Below are 17,058 nucleotides of genomic sequence, written 5' to 3' on the forward strand. Positions count from 1 at the left end.
TAGAAATGAGTTTAGCCCCTCACGGTGGAGTCTTAATTAATCGATTTTATCCAGAAGTAGCTGTTAGAGATGGTCTGAAAGAAATCCCTTTAGATTTAATTGCTTTAAGTGATCTCGAGCTAATTGGAAATGGTGCTTATAGTCCCCTAACTGGATTTTTAGGAAAAGATGATTATGAGCAAGTCGTAAGCACAATGAGATTAAAAAACGGAACAGTATGGAGTATTCCAATTACCCTTCCTGTAAATGGTCAATTAGCTAGTAAGCTAAAACTAGGTGAAGTAGTGAAACTTACTTGGGAAAATGATGTGTATGCATTGTTAGCGATTGAAGATATTTATACACCTAATAAGTTACTAGAAGCACAGTTTGTTTATGGAACTACTGACACAAACCACCCTGGAGTTGCGAAAATGTATTCTCGTGGTGATGTTTATTTAGGTGGAGAAGTAACTGTTATTAAACAAATTAATCGTACTAAGTTCACTGAGCATTATTTAAGTCCAAAAGAAACGAGAGAAAAATTTGCGTCATTAAATTGGAAAAAAATTGTTGGGTTTCAAACTCGTAATCCAGTTCATCGTGCACATGAGTATATTCAAAAAACTGCACTTGAAATCGTAGATGGCTTGTTCTTAAACCCATTAGTTGGTGAGACAAAATCGGATGATATTCCTGCGGAAGTACGTATGAAAAGCTATAAAGTATTACTCCAAAACTATTACCCAACAGACCGAGTATTTTTAGCTGTATTCCCTGCCGCTATGCGATATGCGGGCCCAAGAGAAGCTGTGTTCCATTCGATCGTTAGAAAAAATTATGGCTGCACACATTTTATAGTTGGCCGTGATCATGCTGGAGTAGGTAATTACTATGGAACATATGATGCACAAAAAATCTTTCAAAACTTTTCACAGGATGAATTAGGAATCAATCTCTTATTCTTTGAAAATAGTTTCTATTGCTCAAAATGCGAGAATATGGGTTCAACAAAAACTTGTCCGCATGGTAGTGAGCACCATGTAACTTTATCTGGTACGAAGGTTCGTGAAATGCTGAAAAACGGTGAAGTTCCTCCTTCAGCTTTTAGTAGGAAAGAAATTGTTGAAGTATTAATAGAGGGATTGAAAGAACCTCAATCAATTTCAGCAGAATAGGAGAAATTTTAAATGTCTAAAAATATTGTTTGGCACCAAGCAAGTATTACAAAACAAGATCGCCGTTTCAAAAACAATCACCACAGCGCTATTTTATGGTTTACAGGATTATCGGCTTCAGGGAAATCAACTATTGCTAATGAAATTGCAAAAGCATTGTTCAACCTTAATGTTCAACAGTACGTCTTAGATGGTGATAATATTCGCCACGGATTAAATAACGATCTTGGCTTCACTGATCATGACAGAACTGAAAACATTCGTCGTATTGGTGAAGTAGCAAAGCTCTTTGTAGATAATGGGCAAATTGTCTTAACTGCCTTTATCTCCCCTTTTATAGCTGATCGAAATATAGTGCGGTCATTAGTCGCTCAAGATGAATTTATTGAAGTTTATGTAGAGTGCTCTGTTGAGACATGTGAAAGTAGAGACCCGAAAGGCCTTTACAAAAAAGCAAAAAATGGTGAAATTCAAAACTTTACGGGCATCAGTTCTCCGTATGAAGCTCCATTAAATCCAGAAATTACATTAAACACAGATAAACTATCCGTTCAAGAATGTGTTGAAACAGTACTTCAATTTTTAAAGAGTAAAAATTATATTGGGTAAGGTGATGTTCGATGGCATTTGAAAAAATATGGAAAGACAATCTTAAGTTAAATGAAACTGAAAAAAAGAAACTCGTTAAAGATGGACTAAAAATTTATGATGACATCCCCTACTATGCTGAAAATGGGTTTGAATCCATTCCAAAGGATCAATGGGATATGTTCAAGTGGGCTGGATGCTATTTACAAAAACCAAAAGAAGCCGGATATTTTATGATGCGTGTAAATGTTCCTTCTGGTATTTTAACGCATGATCAACTTGTAACATTAGCTGAAATCGCTCGTGATTATGGTCGAGATGTTTATGACATTACAACTCGTCAAGCAATCCAATTTCATTGGTTAACAATTGATCAAATACCAGATATTTTCACCCGTTTAGAAAAAGTTGGGCTTTCTAGTTCCGGTGCATGCGGTGATATTACTCGTAATATCGTTGGAAATCCACTTGCAGGAATCGATCCAAATGAATTATTTGATACTACACCAATTGTGAAGGAAATTTATGAATTTTTTCAGTTTAATGAAGATTTCTCTAATCTACCTAGAAAATATAAAATGTCGATTAGTACGAATAAAAGTAATGCATCCAATGCAGAAATTAACTGTATTTCATTTGTTCCTGCAATTAAAGAGATTGATGGAAAAGAAACTTCTGGTTTCCATGTAAAAGTTGGTGGTGGACTTTCTGCCGCTCCACATTTAGCTCAAGAACTAGATCTATTCGTACTACCACATCAAGTTAAAGAAGTTTCAATAGCTGTTACAACAATCTTTAGAGATTTTGGCTATCGTGAAAAACGCCATCACTCCCGTTTAAAGTTTTTGGTCGCTGATTGGGGAGTTGAGAAGTTTAAAGAAGTTTTAGAAGGATACACAGGTAAGCTATTAACGAAAGGAACAGGCTTTGAGGAGTCATGGAATGCAGGGTATTTTTACGGAGTTCATCCACAAAAGCAAGAAGGACTAAATTATGTGGGATTAAGTATACCTGTTGGACGATTACATTCTAAGGACGTTTTTGAATTAGCTAGAATCGTAAAAAGATATGGTAATGGTGAAATACGAAATTGTAATTCACAAAATTTAATTTTGCCAAATATCCCAACAGAAAATCTTGATGAACTATTAAAGGAACCTATTCTTGAAAAATTCACGCCAGTGCCTCCAAAATTCATTGGCTACTCTGTCGCTTGTACTGGAAATGAATATTGCAACTTAGCATTAGTGGAAACAAAAGCTCGTATGAAGGATACTGCTTCTTATTTAGATGAAAAAATCACATTAGATGTCCCTGTCAGAATTCATATGGTCGGTTGCCCTAACTCTTGTGGTCAAAGAGCAATCGCGGATATAGGTCTTCAAGGAATCAAAGCTCGTAATGAGAAAAAAGAATTAGTAGAAGCTTTTGAAATTTACGTAGGTGGTACATTAGCGAACGGTGGTAAATTAAACGAAAAATTAAAAGGTAAGGTTGAATCCCCTGCCCTACATCTTGTATTAGAAAAATTCTTGCAGCACTTTAGTCAAAATAAACTACCTTCTGAACCTTATTTAGATTATGTATCAAGAGTTGGAATTGAAGAATTGCAAAATCATTTAACAGCTATTCTTGAAACTGTTAAAGCATCTTAAAGAAAGACGGTGACATATGTTTTTATATCGATTTGAAGCAACAATCCAAAGCCGTGTCGTACCTATTGTTATTTTAGCAAGTGATGATGAAAAAGCATTTAAGTTAGTTGATACTGAACTTGAAAAGTTTTATGTAAAAAAACCAGACGTTAAAGATCTACTAATGTATGAAAAAAAGAAAGTTAGTCAAAGTGGTGGATTTGTTTTAGATTTAGAAGTTTTAAGTAAACGATAATAATGAGGTGTGTGGAATGATTGGAAAAGTTTATTTAGTTGGAGCTGGGCCAGGGGATGTTGATCTAATTACTGTAAAAGGACTAAAGTGCATTCAAAATGCAGATGTCATTATATATGACCGATTAGTCAATAAGGAACTACTAGATTATGCAAAAGAATCCGTCGAGTTAATATACGCTGGTAAACTACCAAACTACCATGCATTGAAGCAAGAAACTATAAATGCCTTCCTAGTGAAATATGCTAAAAAAGGAAAAAACGTTGTTCGATTAAAAGGTGGAGACCCGTTCATTTTTGGTCGCGGTGGTGAAGAAGCAGCTTATCTTGTTGAACGTGGTGTTTCCTTTGAAATTGTTCCTGGTATTACTTCAGGTATAGCAGCTCCAGCTTATGCCGGCATACCTGTTACCCACCGCGATTACAGTAGTTCATTTGCATTTGTAACAGGGCATTGCAAAGAAGAGGATACTGTAAAATGGGCAGCTTTAGCAAAAGGCATCGATACTCTAGCAATTTATATGGGAGTTAATAATTTACCATATATTCGTCATCAACTAATTTCAAATGGAAAGCATCAAGATACCCCTGTTGCACTAATTCATTACGGTACTACTGAACAACAGCGAACTGTCATAAGTACATTAAAAAATGTCTTAACAGATGTTGAAAAAGAAAAAATAACAAACCCTAGTATGATTATTGTAGGAGAGGTCGTTCACTTACATCATCAATTACAATGGTTTGAAACGAAATATAACGCTATAGCTGACCATAAAAATATTAATTATTCTAGTCTTTAAATTCTCGCCTAGCATGAAATGAGGTGCTTTACAATGGATGCAATCTTATATGTATGTCATGGAAGCCGTGTAAAATCGGCTGTCCATTCTGCCATACAATTTGTTAAAAAAGTTCAAAAGCAAATTGATTGCAAAGTACAAGAAATTAGTTTCATCGAACTCGCTGAACCATCAATTTCAGTAGGATTAGAGAATTGTTTGCGTAAAGGAGCAAAATCGGTAACAGTATTGCCGGTTTTACTCCTTTCTGCAAATCATGCAAAGGTGGATATACCTCTAGAAATTGCAAAATTTCAAGAGGTATATCCAGACATTACGATTAATATAGCTGAACCAATTGGCATTCACCAAAATATGATTGAATTAATTAAAAAACGCATAAATGAAAAAGCGAAGAATTTAATTAAACCAACCAAAATTATGTTAGTTGGACGAGGAAGTAGTGATCCACTAACCATCAAAGATTTTAATTCGATTGTTAAACTACTTGAGGTTAATTTAAATCACCCTGTTTTACCGGCGTTTATGGCTGTTTCAAAGCCAACTATTCATGAAGCTTGGAATCAACTAATGAACGAAAAAAATAATCAAGTTATTATTGTACCTTATTTATTTTTTTCAGGAACGCTTATGAATGAAATAAAGCATAAACAAAAAACGCTACCTCTAGCTATGCAAAATAACTGGATATTATGTGAACCATTAGGATATGACCCGTTAATTACTTCAATTTTTACTGATAGAATTCATGAATCTCAAGCAAAACAATTAATCACTGTGGCAAAATAAAAGCTCTTGTTCCTTCTATGAAAGAACAAGAGCTTTACTTTTATTATTTACTTTCAACTTTCAAGAAATTTGTTGGTTTGTAAGTTGGCAGTGTTTGTAAAAAACGATTAATTCTTTTTGTAGCTTCAATTAATTGATTTAATGAAGTTGCATAAGAACATCGAATATATCCTTCACCACAATCCCCAAAAACATTTCCCGGGACGACCGCTACTCTCTCTTTTAATAATAATTGTTCAGCAAATTCCTCTGATGTTAAGCCAGTATTTTGAATTGATGGGAAAACATAAAATGCGCCACCAGGATTATGACATGATAATCCAATTTCTTGTAGCGATTGAACAAGGAAATTACGTCGTTGCATATAGCTTCGTCTCATAGCTTCTACATCATGATCTCCATTACGAAGTGCTTCAACCGCTGCATGCTGAGACATTGTTGGTGCACACATGATTGCATATTGATGTACCTTAAGCATATGGGAAATAATGTCCGAAGGTGCCGCAACAATTCCTAAACGCCAACCTGTCATCGCAAATGTTTTCGAAAATCCAGAGATTAAGATTGTATGATCTCTCATTCCATCAATATTTGCAAAGCTTGTATATTCGCCATCATAAACAAGTTCAGCATAAATTTCATCCGAAATAACTAATAAATTATGCTTTTTAACAAATATAGCTAAATCTTCTAATAATTCTTTTTCTAATAAAGTACCTGTTGGATTATTAGGATTACAAAGTAAGATTGCCTTTGTTTTCGGTGTAATTTTCTTTTTTAACGCTTGGAGATTAATTTTAAACTCCTCTTCTCCCGTCGTCGCTAAATGAACTGGAACACCACCAGCTAGTGATACAAGAGGCGCATATGATACAAAGCATGGATCAATGACGATTACTTCGTCCCCTGGATTTAAAATTGTTCTTAATGCAATATCAATCCCTTGGCTTGCCCCTACAGTTATAATTAATTCTTCCTCTGGACTATAATGTACATCAAATTTCTTTGCAAAATAACGACTTACTTCCTCACGTAATTCTAGTAGTCCAGCATTTGAAGTGTATGCCGTATGTCCAGTCTCTAATGAATAAATACTTGCTTCTCTTACGTTCCAAGGCGTGACAAAGTCAGGTTCACCTACCCCAAGTGAAATGACATTATCCATACTAGCCGCTAAATCAAAAAACTTACGAATCCCTGATGGTTGTAGTGAAGTTACTGTATTTGATAAATTAAATTTACTCATGGCGTGATCACCATACGCTTATCACTTTGTTTTTGACCATATACAATACTGTCATGCTTATATCGTTTTAAAATAAAATGGGTAGTTGTTGATAAAATAGATTCTAAAGTTGAAAGTTTTTGAGATACAAATGAAGCGATTGATGTCATTGTCTTCCCTTCAACTACAACTGATAAATCATATGTTCCTGACATTAAATAAACTGATTTTACTTCTGGGTATAAATAGATTTTTTCTGCAATCTCATCAAAGCCAACCCCGCGTTTTGGTGCAACTTTCACATCAATCATTGCAGTTATACTTTCTTGAACTGGCACTTTACCCCAATCAATAAGCGTAATATATTGAAGAATAACACGATCATTTTCGAACTTCGTTAATATTTGAGCTACCTCTTCTTCTGTAGCTCCAATCATTTTTGCCAAAACATCATTATTTAATCGACCATTTTGTTCGATACACTGTAATAATTGTATTTCTTTTTCTGTCATTTTCATTTACTCCTTATGTATTCCAATTTTTCTGGAATAACCTTCAGTTGTTTATTCTATTCATCTATATTTTAATATTTTAGTTAGATGACACATTTGTAAAGAATTCTTCGTAAATCACTTGAACAGCTTTTTTCTCATCACATGATTTTACGCCAAACATCATACTAACCTCTGATGACCCTTGGTTTATCATTTCTATATTGATCCCTGCACTTGCTAATGCTTGACTCGCTCTTGCAGTAGTACCAACATTATGACGCATACCCTCACCCACTAGCATAATCAATGCAAGGTCCCTTTCAACTACGACATGGTCTGCGTCTAATTCATCTTGGATTCGTTTAATAATTTCAAACTCTAATTCCTCTGATAATTGACTTTGACGAATGATGATTGAAATATCGTCAATTCCACTTGGCTGATGCTCATATGAAATTTGATAATCTTCAAGAATTTGCAATAATTTACGACCAAATCCAATCTCTCTGTTCATTAAATACTTGCTTATATAAATACTACAAAATCCATTGTCACTAGCAATACCAATTAAAGGACCGTTTGACAATGCTCGTTCCTTTACAATTCGTGTACCAGGACCTACGGGATTATTCGTATTTTTAATGTTTACTGGAATGCCAGCTTCAAAGGCGGGAATCAATGCTTCGTCATGAAATACATTAAAGCCTGCATAAGATAGCTCTCGCATTTCTCGGTAAGTTAATTCTTTAATTTCCTTAGGATTTTTTATAATCGCCGGATTAACAGAAAAAACTGCGTCAACATCTGTGAAGTTTTCATACAGTGTAGCTTTAACTCCATTTGCCACAACAGATCCAGTAATATCCGATCCACTCCGTGAGAATGTAACGATATGCCCGTCTTCTGAATAGCCAAAAAATCCAGGGAAAATGAGTATTCCTGATTTTTTTCTCAATTTGAATAAGTTATCATAGCTTTTCTGTAAAACTTGGGCATGTCCTGGTTCATTTGTTACAAATAAACCCGCTTCTTTTGGATTAATGTAACTAGCCTCAAGTCCTTTTAACTGAAAATAAGAAGCTACTAATCTAGCACAGTTATCTTCCCCACATGCCATAACAGCATCCAGAAATCTTGCAGGATCGTCCCTTTTACTACTAATCGAAAGTTCGATACCTAGTGAAATTTCATTCACAATATCCGCATGTATTCCTAATCCATTTGCAATTTCAGAATATCTTTGAATGATTTGATCAAATTCTTTAGAATAATCCTTTTCCTGTAGAGCAAGCTGTGCGCAATTAATTAGTAAATCGGTAACTTTAATATCCTCTGGAAATCTTTTACCTGGTGCAGATACAACGATAATTTTACGTTCAACATCTGATGTAACAATCTGAAATACTTTTTCAATTTGTTCAGAAGTGGCTAATGAAGACCCACCAAATTTTACGATTTTCATTTTTATTACCCCTAATTAAGTTAATTTTCAGTTAAAATAATGCTACAATTATCCTCCTATTACGAGAAAAAATCAACACTATTTAAAAAGATTTTTGGGAAATTTTAGTATTCCACAAAAAGAATTTAGCTTTGTTATGGGTATTTATTCACTCTAGTGAAAAAGGAAGCTCATAGGAAGCACTGAAATTAATAGGTATATGGTAGTGCAGCCGAAAAAAGGTAGGATAAAGGGAATACTTGAACAAGCATACAGCTGGCTCATAAAAGTTGCCTGTTTTTTCTTCCTCGCTATCTCGCAATTTTACTTTTGATTCCGATAGCTACGCTTAATAATTTTGTATAAAAATCCACTTAAAAATATTTTCATAAAATTTAAACTGCTACCTCAAAAATATGTTAAATAAAAAACTCCCTATTTTTAGCAATCTCTTTACGAAAAGGAGATTACTAAAAATAGGGAGCTCATACTATTATAGCTCTAGAAGTAAAGTGAATTCTGTGTATTCATTTTCTATACTAGAAGCAGATATAGTACCACCTAAACGATTCGTAATTGATTGTGCGATTGATAAACCAAGTCCATACCCTTCTGTTTTATGTACCCTTGAGGGATCTGAACGGTAGAAGCGATCAAATACTTTTGGCAAATCCTCTCCGGAAATTCCTTTACCGCTATTTTTTATCGTAAACTTCGCATGTCGTTTTACTTTTATAAGGTTTACTTCAATTTTTCCATGCTCATTTGTGTACTTAACTGCATTATCAAATAAAATAATCATTAGTTGCTTAATTTTTTCTAAATCACTTTCGATCATAATATTTGATTCAATGGCATGATTTAATGTAAGTTCCTTGTCCTTCAAAACTGTTTCCATTGACATCATCACTTCATATACTTCTTTACTCAGATCAAACATCTTACAATCTACTTCATCAATTGCTTCTTCCATTTTAGTTAAAGTTAATAAGTTATTAATTAATTTTGTCATTCGATCTGAGCCAACTCTTATATGGTTAAACCATTTTTGCTGATTTTCGATTGTTTCATCCTGATTAGCCATTAATACATCATAATTAGCATTAATAATAGCTAATGGTGTTTTTAACTCATGTGATGCATCTGCTACGAACTGATTTTGCTTCTTCCAAGCTTCAGCAATCGGTTCAATGGCTCGATTTGCGAAATATCGACTGATAAAATAAATAGCAATAAGCGTGATTAGTCCAACACTTATTAATGTCGTCAAAAGCTTAAATAGTGCTTTATGAGACTCTGTAACATCTAAAAAATTAATTAAAGTTACTTTATTTATTATTTGTGGTTGTTCATTCATTTGATTAACAATCATCTCTGACGGTTTTATTATATATTGCCACTTTTTCCCATCTAATGTGAAAGTCGAGAAGTTCTTTTTATTTTCCCATGCAATTTCTGTAGCCCTTTTAAATGTCTCAGTAGGCATTGAAATAAATGAATGCCCTTCTACAACATTACCATTTGAATCAACTTCCACACTAAAAGAAACCGAATCCCCTAGAGAAATTTTTTGTGTAACAATTCCTCCCGCACCAATTATATTTGTAACTTCTTTCTTCGTTTCAGCCTGTCCATTTTCTTCAATTTTATTTTTTAATTCAGATCCAATTTCTTTATTCTTAAATTCTTTTTGAAACGTAATTAGTTTTTCAGTCTGAGCGTCTAGCTTTTTTTTATTTTCATTTTGAATATTGTTATATGTCATAATGTAGATAATTGAAAAAGCTCCAAGCATTACTAATGAGATAACTGACATATTAATAAGCAGAAATTTATTACGGAGTTTCTTAAACATATTTTTCTCCAGCTTTATCATTTTTCAAAAAATAACCTGCACCTCGAATTGTTGCTATTGAAACATTTGATTCAACCTGTCTTAGCTTTTTTCGTAAAAGTGATACTTGTACTTCAACATGACGATCATCTGTATCTGTGTCATAACCCCAAAGTTTTTCGATAATAATTTCTTTCGAGCTAATTGCTTCTTTTCGGTTAATAAGCAACTCTAACAGTTGAAACTCTTTTAAAGTCAACTTAACTTCATTTTCTCTGCAGCATAAAACTAACATCTTTTGATTAAGCGAAATATCTTCATAAGTAAGAATACCATCTCTTATTAACTCTGTTTTTCGTCGTCCTAATGCTCTAAGTCTAGCAAGAAGTTCATCAGTGTGGAATGGCTTCGCTAGGTAATCATCAGCACCACTATCTAAACCTCTTATTTTATCAGTAAGATCGCCTTTAGCTGTCAACAAAATGACTGGCGTCTTAATTCCATTTTTGCGTAATTCTATTAGTACTTGAATGCCATCCATTTTAGGAAGCATGATATCTAGAATAATAATGTCATATATATTTGACAGTCCACAATCTAGTCCAAACTCACCATCACCTGCTAAATCGACACTGTAGTGATTTTTCTTTAAAACTTGTGCAATTGCCTCTGAAATATAAATTTCATCATCAACCATTAATATTCTCATCGTTTATCCTCTTTACCTAGTTCTTTTATCCGAAGCAACTCCAACAAATGAGCTGTACACTTCTCATTTGTTGAAGATGCTCTAAGTATATACTTGCTGTTATTAAATTCACTTATATGGATGTGAAAATTTCATGTAATTTCTGTCTTAGTGCCGATCATTAATCAATTTTCTTTTTAACAATAATTGAACCATCTTCATTTTTTATAATTGTTACACCTTTTGGAGCATTCTCAGACCAAGTTTTTCCTCCATCTGTAGAAAACATCACTTTACCGTTTTCATTCTTTGTCATAAATGGTTCTTTCAATTTTTCTGGCTCACCTTTAATCCAAGTTTTACCACCGTCTTTAGAAATTTTAACAGCACCATTTTCTTTTTTTATAATCAGCTTCCTTTTCTCAAAAACAGCTCCATTGCCTTTTTCGATTTTAAAATGATCAGGTGCTTTTTCGCTCCAAGTCTTCCCACTGTCTTTTGAGAACTTAAGCTTTCCGTTCTCATTCTTTACCATTAAACCTCCAGAAGGTGCGGATTTAGCTTCACCAATTATAAATGATTCTTTTCCATCTACATCATGAATTATTTTTCCCCCTTCAGGTGCACCTGGAATCCATGTTTTACCATCATCAATTGAGTGACTGATAACACCATTTTCATTTTTAACTAACATTTTTGTCATAACTTTTTCACCTTGTAGAGAAACAGAAGCTTCCTCACTTTTAACTTTGGATCCATCATTATTAGCAGCGTATACAGCTCCTGAACCGATGCCTAACACTAAAGCGCTACATACTGATGCTGCAACTGCCTTCTTTTTTGTTGTATTTAACAACGTTTTAAATCTTTCTTGCATTTTAATTTCCTCCTATATTCTGATTTATGTAAGCAGCTGTCTTACAGTAACAATAGTAGAAGACATACCTTTAACGAACCTTTAACGTATTAATTTTTTCTTATATTCTCTTTAAAATAGCTATTAGTTAATTAGATTAACTAATAGCTTACTATAATTTTCCGAAGACTTATAAGATTATACATAAGCTTTCTTTTATTTTTTGTTTTAAAATTTAACTGAAAATTCACACTAAAGCAAAGTTGTTTTTACATTCCTTTCCTATGCTTAGTAAGTAACCTACTAGCGAAATAGGAGGGAGAAAATTTTGAATTGGAACGCATTGAAAAAGGCAGCTTTTGCTTTTGTTCTTACGACTACATTATCTGTGGGTGTATTTATGGTCTCCGGTAAACCGGCAGCACTAGACATTCCTATTCACAACAAGAAAGATAAGGACCGTTTCATTCAAGTACAATTACTCGGCATTAACGATTTTCATGGACAATTGAATACAACTCGAAAATTTAAAGGAAGGAATGTTGGCGGAGCAGCTTATCTTTCCGCATATTTGAAACAAAAGAAAAAAGAAAACCAAAACACTATTTTAGTTCATGCTGGTGATATGGTTGGCGGTAGTCCTCCAATCTCTTCATTTCTCCAAGATGAACCTACCATTGAAGTATTAAACAAGATGGATTTTGACTATGGAACACTAGGTAATCACGAATTCGATCGCGGTGTAAAAGAAATGATGAAGCTAATACACGGAGGAAAAAATTCAAAAACTGAATACTTTAACGGAGCAAACTTCCCATATTTATGTGCTAACGTAATTGATGATAAAACAAGTAAGACAATTCTACCTCCATATAGTATAAAAAAAATAAATGGTGTACCGATTGGATTTATTGGTGTCGTAATAAAAGATACTCCAAAAATTGCACCACCTAATCAAACCGCTGGAGTAAAGTTTATTGATGAAGCAACAGCAATTAACCATTCTGTAGAAGCACTAAAAAAACAAGGTGTGAAATCAATTGTCGTACTCGCACATGATGGAGGAAGTCAATCCAAATCTACTGGAAAAGTTACAGGTGATATTGTTCGAATGGCAAAGAAAATGGATGATGAAGTTGACGTTATTATTTCTGGGCATACACATACTTATCTTAATAAAGAAGTAAATGGAAAACTGATTGTGCAAGCATATTCTTACGGAACAGCTTTCTCTGATATTCAGTTAAAAATCGATACTAAAACGAAAGATATCATAGACAAACAGGCTAAAATCGTGATGGTCTATCAAGATGCATTTAAACCAGATTCTGAAATAAAAGTAATGATTCAAAAATATGAATCAAAAATTGCACCCGTTGTTAATAAAGTTGTTGGAAAAGCAGCAAACGACGTTTTTAGTAAGAAAAATCATAACGGAGAATCCAGTTTAGGAAGTATAATTGCAGATTCACAACGCACTGCAATGAATTCCGATTTTGCATTTATGAACTTTAGTGGTATACGTGCTGATCTTCCTAAAGGGGATGTAACGATGGATGAATTGGTCACAATCCAACCATTTAAACTTAAACTTGTTAAGATGACTTTAACTGGTGAACAAATCCGAAAACTGCTCAATCAACAATGGCAGGATAACGGAAACGTTCGAATGCTACAAATTTCTGGTTTAAAATATACTTGGGATGATAGTAAGCAACCCGGCCAAAAAGTGATTAATATTATGCGAACAGATGGTATCCCAATAAATCCTCAAACTAAGTATAGTGTTACAACGAATAGCTATCTCTCAAATGGCGGTGACAATTTCTCCGTTTTACTTGATGGTAAAAATAAAATCGAAGGTCAAACTGATTTAGATGCATTTGAAAATTATGTGAAGGAACAAAAAAATCCATTGGTCGCAGTATATGATGGACGGATCATTCGGATAAAATAGATAAAGAAAGTTACTTAAATGGCTCGATTGTAAAGTTTTCTGTAGAATTATTTTTTAAGCTCCTCATCTTTTTTATTTTTAACAAAAAAGAAGCTGACTCAAAAATTCGTTGAAAAACAACTTATTTGAGTCAGCTTTTTATTTCACATCAATTATTAGGGGGATTTCGGATTCCTTTTACTTCTACGTTGCTATTATCTGTCTGTTGGAAGTGTTTGTCCATTTTTTTAGATTATAGGCAACACAAATAAGGGCCTAATCCGTGTTATTTTGGATTGGCCTTTTATTGTAATCTTTATGAGTTAACTTATTAATTCTTCTTGCTCTTTTTTTAACTCATGAACCCTTTATGAGTTAATTATTTCCTTCTTCTTGTTCTTTTTTTAACTCATGATCCTCTTATGAGTATCATATTTTCAGATTCTTCCTTTTTGCTTGCTTATAAGCCCTTTACTCTGTTTTTATAGTTAAATCAGACAAAAAAAAGTTCCCTAACAAAAGGGAACTTTTTACTTATGCTTTAATGTAACGTAATACTGGTTTACGTGCCGCTAAAGTTTCGTCAAGACGGCTTACAACTGTTGTATGTGGAGCTTCTTGTACGATTTCTGGATTTTCTTCTGCTTCTTTAGCGATTGTAATCATTGCATCAACGAACGCATCTAAAGTTTCTTTAGATTCAGTTTCAGTTGGTTCAATCATGATACACTCTTCCACGTTTAATGGGAAGTAAATTGTTGGTGGATGGTAACCAAAGTCTAATAGGCGTTTTGCGATATCTAATGTACGTACGCCTAATTTCTTTTGACGTTTTCCACTTAATACGAATTCATGCTTACAATGACGATCGAATGGTAGATCGTAATGAGGCTCTAAACGACGCATCATGTAGTTAGCATTTAATACAGCATCTTCTGTTACTTGTTTTAATCCTTCAGGACCCATTGAACGAATGTAAGTGTATGCACGAACATTAATTCCAAAGTTTCCGAAGAAAGGTTTAACTCGACCAATTGTTTCTGGACGATCTGCATTTAATACGTACTCATCTCCAACCTTCTCAACGATTGGTGCTGGTAAGTAAGGAATTAAATCTGCTTTAACTCCAACAGGACCAGAACCAGGACCTCCACCACCGTGAGGACCAGTGAATGTTTTATGAAGATTTAAGTGAACTACGTCAAATCCCATATCTCCTGGGCGTGCTTTACTTAATACAGCATTTAAGTTTGCTCCATCATAGTAAACTTTACCACCAGCAGCGTGGATGATTTCAGAGATTTCATAAATATCTTCTTCGAAAAGACCTAATGTATTAGGGTTTGTAAGCATTAATGCTGCAACATTTTCATCAACTACACGACGTAAATCTTCAAGGTCTACTAAACCTTTTTCATTTGATTTAACAGTGATCGTTTCAAAGCCTGCTACAGTAGCAGATGCTGGGTTTGTACCGTGAGCTGAGTCTGGTACGATTACTTTAGTACGGTTGAAGTCACCGCGGCTTTCGTGATAAGCACGGATAATCATTAATCCTGTCCACTCACCATGAGCACCAGCAGCTGGTTGTAATGTTACTTCATCCATACCAGTAATTTCTTTTAATTCTGTTTGAAGCTCATGCATTAATTCAAGGGCACCTTGCACTGTATATTCATCTTGAAGTGGGTGAATATGTGCAAAACCTGCAAAACGTGCTACAGCTTCATTGATTTTTGGATTGTATTTCATCGTACATGATCCAAGAGGATAGAATCCAGAATCTAAACCATGATTACGTTTAGATAATGCAGTATAATGGCGCATTAAATCTAATTCAGAAACCTCTGGTAATTCCGCTTTTTCTTTACGGATATAAGCACTTGGAATCACTTCATTAAGATCTATTTCTTCTACATCCCATGTAGGAAGACTATATGCAATACGACCTTCTTTACTTATCTCAAAAACTAACGGTTGATCCTTCAGCATGTTGAATCCCCTTTCCGTCTACTAATAGTGCTAACTCTTCTACAAATGTATCAATATGTTGTTTAGAACGTAATTCAGTTACTGCGATTAACATATGATTTTCCATAGTAGGTTCAACTTTTGCTAAGTCATAACCACCGATAATTTTCTTTGTAAATAATTGTTTATTGATTTCTGAAACGTTTTGTTTCACATCAATTACTAGTTCGTTGAATGCAGCACCTTGGAATACAACTTCGATACCGTTTTCAATTAATTTTTTCTTCATATATTGAGTACGAGAAATATTTTGCATTGCCATTTCTACAGCACCATTTTTACCAAGAGCTGTCATAGCAACAGAAGCTGCTAATGCATTTAGAGCTTGGTTAGAACAAATATTTGAAGTCGCTTTGTCACGACGAATATGTTGTTCACGTGCTTGTAATGTTAATACGAAACCGCGACGACCTTCTCCATCAACAGTTTGACCAACTAAACGACCTGGCATTTTTCTCATTAATTTAGTTGTTGTAGCAAAATATCCACAGTGAGGTCCGCCAAATTGAGTTGGAATACCAAATGTTTGAGCATCACCTGCAACGATATCCGCTCCGAATTCACCTGGAGGAGTTAAAGCTGCTAATGCTAATGGATTACTTGAAACAACGAATAAACTTTTACCAGTATGTGCAATTGGTTCGATTTCTGCTAATTCTTCTACTTGTCCATAGAAGTTAGGATATTGAACAACAACACATGCTACATTATCATTCATTTCATTTTTTAATTCTTCTATATCAGTTCTTCCATCTTTAATGCCGATTTCAACAACCTCTAAGTGTTGACCTTTTGCATAAGATAAGATAACTTCACGTGATTGTGGATGAACACCTTTTGATACTAAAATACGTTTTTTACCATTGTGACCTGCTGCTAAAGTAGTTGCTTCCGCTAAAGAAGTACCACCGTCATACATTGAAGAGTTTGCTACAGCCATACCTGTTAATTCACAAATCATTGTTTGGAATTCAAAAATTGCTTGAAGTTCACCTTGTGAAATCTCAGGTTGATACGGCGTATAAGCAGTATAAAACTCTGAACGTGAAATAACATGATCTACAACTGTTGGTAAGTAATGATCATAAACACCAGCACCTAAGAAAGATACATACTCTCTTAAGTTAGCATTTTTATTCGCTAATCCACTTAACTCCTGGATTAAATCAGTTTCTGATTTAGCTTTTTTAATATTTAATAAGCCATTAAAACGAACTTTCTCAGGAATATCACTAAATAATTCATCAACTGATGAAACGCCTACTACTTTTAACATCTCTTGACGATCTTGCTCTGTCATTGGTAAATAACGATGCATTAAGGTAAT

Annotated in this window: 15 protein-coding genes; 7 read left to right on the forward strand and 8 right to left on the reverse strand. The window is 34.1% G+C overall.

Annotation, left to right across the window (positions count from 1 at the left end; genetic code table 11):
- The first annotated feature begins 5 nt into the window (after positions 1–5).
- Genes sat through CN601_RS11130 form a run of 6 tightly spaced genes read left to right on the forward strand, consistent with a single transcriptional unit; the run spans position 6 to position 5,226 of the window.
- Positions 6–1,157 carry a sulfate adenylyltransferase gene (gene sat / locus CN601_RS11105; protein WP_098171069.1) on the forward strand — a complete coding sequence of 384 codons (1,152 nt, stop codon included), beginning with the start codon at positions 6–8 and terminating at the stop codon, positions 1,155–1,157.
- A gap of 12 nt (positions 1,158–1,169) precedes the next feature.
- The gene (gene cysC / locus CN601_RS11110; RefSeq protein ID WP_098171070.1) at positions 1,170–1,766 is read left to right on the forward strand and encodes an adenylyl-sulfate kinase; all 597 of its coding nucleotides are present in this window, start codon (positions 1,170–1,172) and stop codon (positions 1,764–1,766) included.
- An 11-nt stretch (positions 1,767–1,777) separates the two neighbouring features.
- Positions 1,778–3,400 carry a nitrite/sulfite reductase gene (locus tag CN601_RS11115; RefSeq protein WP_098171071.1) on the forward strand — a complete coding sequence of 541 codons (1,623 nt, stop codon included), beginning with the start codon at positions 1,778–1,780 and terminating at the stop codon, positions 3,398–3,400.
- A 16-nt stretch (positions 3,401–3,416) separates the two neighbouring features.
- Entirely contained in the window at positions 3,417–3,635 is a 219-nt protein-coding gene (locus CN601_RS11120; protein ID WP_098171072.1) for a DUF3906 family protein, read from the forward strand.
- Between the two features lie 16 nt (positions 3,636–3,651).
- Entirely contained in the window at positions 3,652–4,437 is a 786-nt protein-coding gene (gene cobA, locus CN601_RS11125) for a uroporphyrinogen-III C-methyltransferase (protein ID WP_098171073.1), read from the forward strand.
- A 33-nt stretch (positions 4,438–4,470) separates the two neighbouring features.
- A complete protein-coding gene (locus CN601_RS11130) occupies positions 4,471–5,226 on the forward strand; it encodes a sirohydrochlorin chelatase (RefSeq protein WP_179865522.1) in 756 nt (251 codons plus the stop codon).
- 43 nt (positions 5,227–5,269) lie between these two features.
- Here the strand turns inward: CN601_RS11130 and CN601_RS11135 are convergent, their stop codons facing one another.
- From CN601_RS11135 to CN601_RS11160, 6 genes are all read right to left on the reverse strand, one after another.
- Positions 5,270–6,472, reverse strand: a complete 1,203-nt coding sequence (locus tag CN601_RS11135) for an aminotransferase (protein WP_098120049.1) — start codon at positions 6,470–6,472, stop codon at positions 5,270–5,272.
- Entirely contained in the window at positions 6,469–6,969 is a 501-nt protein-coding gene (locus tag CN601_RS11140; protein ID WP_179865523.1) for an Lrp/AsnC family transcriptional regulator, read from the reverse strand. Before CN601_RS11140 ends, CN601_RS11135 begins: the two co-directional genes overlap by 4 nt.
- Positions 6,970–7,042: 73 nt before the next feature.
- Positions 7,043–8,407, reverse strand: a complete 1,365-nt coding sequence (locus CN601_RS11145; protein WP_098171075.1) for an aspartate kinase — start codon at positions 8,405–8,407, stop codon at positions 7,043–7,045.
- Between the two features lie 472 nt (positions 8,408–8,879).
- Complete coding sequence (locus CN601_RS11150) at positions 8,880–10,241, reverse strand: sensor histidine kinase (protein WP_098171076.1); 1,362 nt, start codon at positions 10,239–10,241, stop codon at positions 8,880–8,882.
- Positions 10,234–10,929 (reverse strand): response regulator transcription factor, encoded by a 696-nt coding sequence (locus CN601_RS11155; RefSeq protein ID WP_098171077.1) that lies wholly within the window; start codon positions 10,927–10,929, stop codon positions 10,234–10,236. Before CN601_RS11155 ends, CN601_RS11150 begins: the two co-directional genes overlap by 8 nt.
- 160 nt (positions 10,930–11,089) lie before the next feature.
- Positions 11,090–11,785, reverse strand: coding sequence for a sialidase family protein (locus tag CN601_RS11160; protein WP_098171078.1), 696 nt, complete (start codon positions 11,783–11,785; stop codon positions 11,090–11,092).
- Positions 11,786–12,164: 379 nt separating this feature from the next.
- Between CN601_RS11160 and CN601_RS11165 the strand changes: the two genes are divergently transcribed.
- On the forward strand, positions 12,165–13,721 hold the full coding sequence (locus tag CN601_RS11165; protein WP_098171150.1) for a bifunctional metallophosphatase/5'-nucleotidase: 1,557 nt from the start codon (positions 12,165–12,167) through the stop codon (positions 13,719–13,721).
- A 513-nt stretch (positions 13,722–14,234) separates the two neighbouring features.
- Here CN601_RS11165 and gcvPB read toward each other — a convergent pair.
- Entirely contained in the window at positions 14,235–15,692 is a 1,458-nt protein-coding gene (gcvPB, locus tag CN601_RS11170) for an aminomethyl-transferring glycine dehydrogenase subunit GcvPB (RefSeq protein ID WP_098171079.1), read from the reverse strand.
- Entirely contained in the window at positions 15,664–17,049 is a 1,386-nt protein-coding gene (gene gcvPA / locus CN601_RS11175; protein ID WP_257131675.1) for an aminomethyl-transferring glycine dehydrogenase subunit GcvPA, read from the reverse strand. Before gcvPA ends, gcvPB begins: the two co-directional genes overlap by 29 nt.
- Between the last annotated feature and the right edge of the window lie 9 nt (positions 17,050–17,058).

It is taken from the genome of Bacillus sp. AFS017336 (assembly GCF_002555445.1).
In the GTDB taxonomy this organism is placed as follows: Bacteria; Bacillota; Bacilli; order Bacillales; family Bacillaceae_G; genus Gottfriedia.

Coding starts and splice junctions, on each gene's coding strand:
- cobA (WP_098171073.1), top strand. CDS start 3,652: ATGATTGGAAAAGTTTATTTAGTTGGAGCTGGGCCAGGGGATGTTGAT.
- gcvPA (WP_257131675.1), bottom strand. CDS start 17,049: ATGCATCGTTATTTACCAATGACAGAGCAAGATCGTCAAGAGATGTTA.
- CN601_RS11130 (WP_179865522.1), top strand. CDS start 4,471: ATGGATGCAATCTTATATGTATGTCATGGAAGCCGTGTAAAATCGGCT.
- CN601_RS11120 (WP_098171072.1), top strand. CDS start 3,417: ATGTTTTTATATCGATTTGAAGCAACAATCCAAAGCCGTGTCGTACCT.
- CN601_RS11165 (WP_098171150.1), top strand. CDS start 12,165: ATGGTCTCCGGTAAACCGGCAGCACTAGACATTCCTATTCACAACAAG.
- CN601_RS11160 (WP_098171078.1), bottom strand. CDS start 11,785: ATGCAAGAAAGATTTAAAACGTTGTTAAATACAACAAAAAAGAAGGCA.
- CN601_RS11150 (WP_098171076.1), bottom strand. CDS start 10,241: ATGTTTAAGAAACTCCGTAATAAATTTCTGCTTATTAATATGTCAGTT.
- sat (WP_098171069.1), top strand. CDS start 6: ATGAGTTTAGCCCCTCACGGTGGAGTCTTAATTAATCGATTTTATCCA.
- CN601_RS11140 (WP_179865523.1), bottom strand. CDS start 6,969: ATGAAAATGACAGAAAAAGAAATACAATTATTACAGTGTATCGAACAA.
- CN601_RS11135 (WP_098120049.1), bottom strand. CDS start 6,472: ATGAGTAAATTTAATTTATCAAATACAGTAACTTCACTACAACCATCA.
- gcvPB (WP_098171079.1), bottom strand. CDS start 15,692: ATGCTGAAGGATCAACCGTTAGTTTTTGAGATAAGTAAAGAAGGTCGT.
- CN601_RS11145 (WP_098171075.1), bottom strand. CDS start 8,407: ATGAAAATCGTAAAATTTGGTGGGTCTTCATTAGCCACTTCTGAACAA.
- CN601_RS11155 (WP_098171077.1), bottom strand. CDS start 10,929: ATGAGAATATTAATGGTTGATGATGAAATTTATATTTCAGAGGCAATT.
- CN601_RS11115 (WP_098171071.1), top strand. CDS start 1,778: ATGGCATTTGAAAAAATATGGAAAGACAATCTTAAGTTAAATGAAACT.
- cysC (WP_098171070.1), top strand. CDS start 1,170: ATGTCTAAAAATATTGTTTGGCACCAAGCAAGTATTACAAAACAAGAT.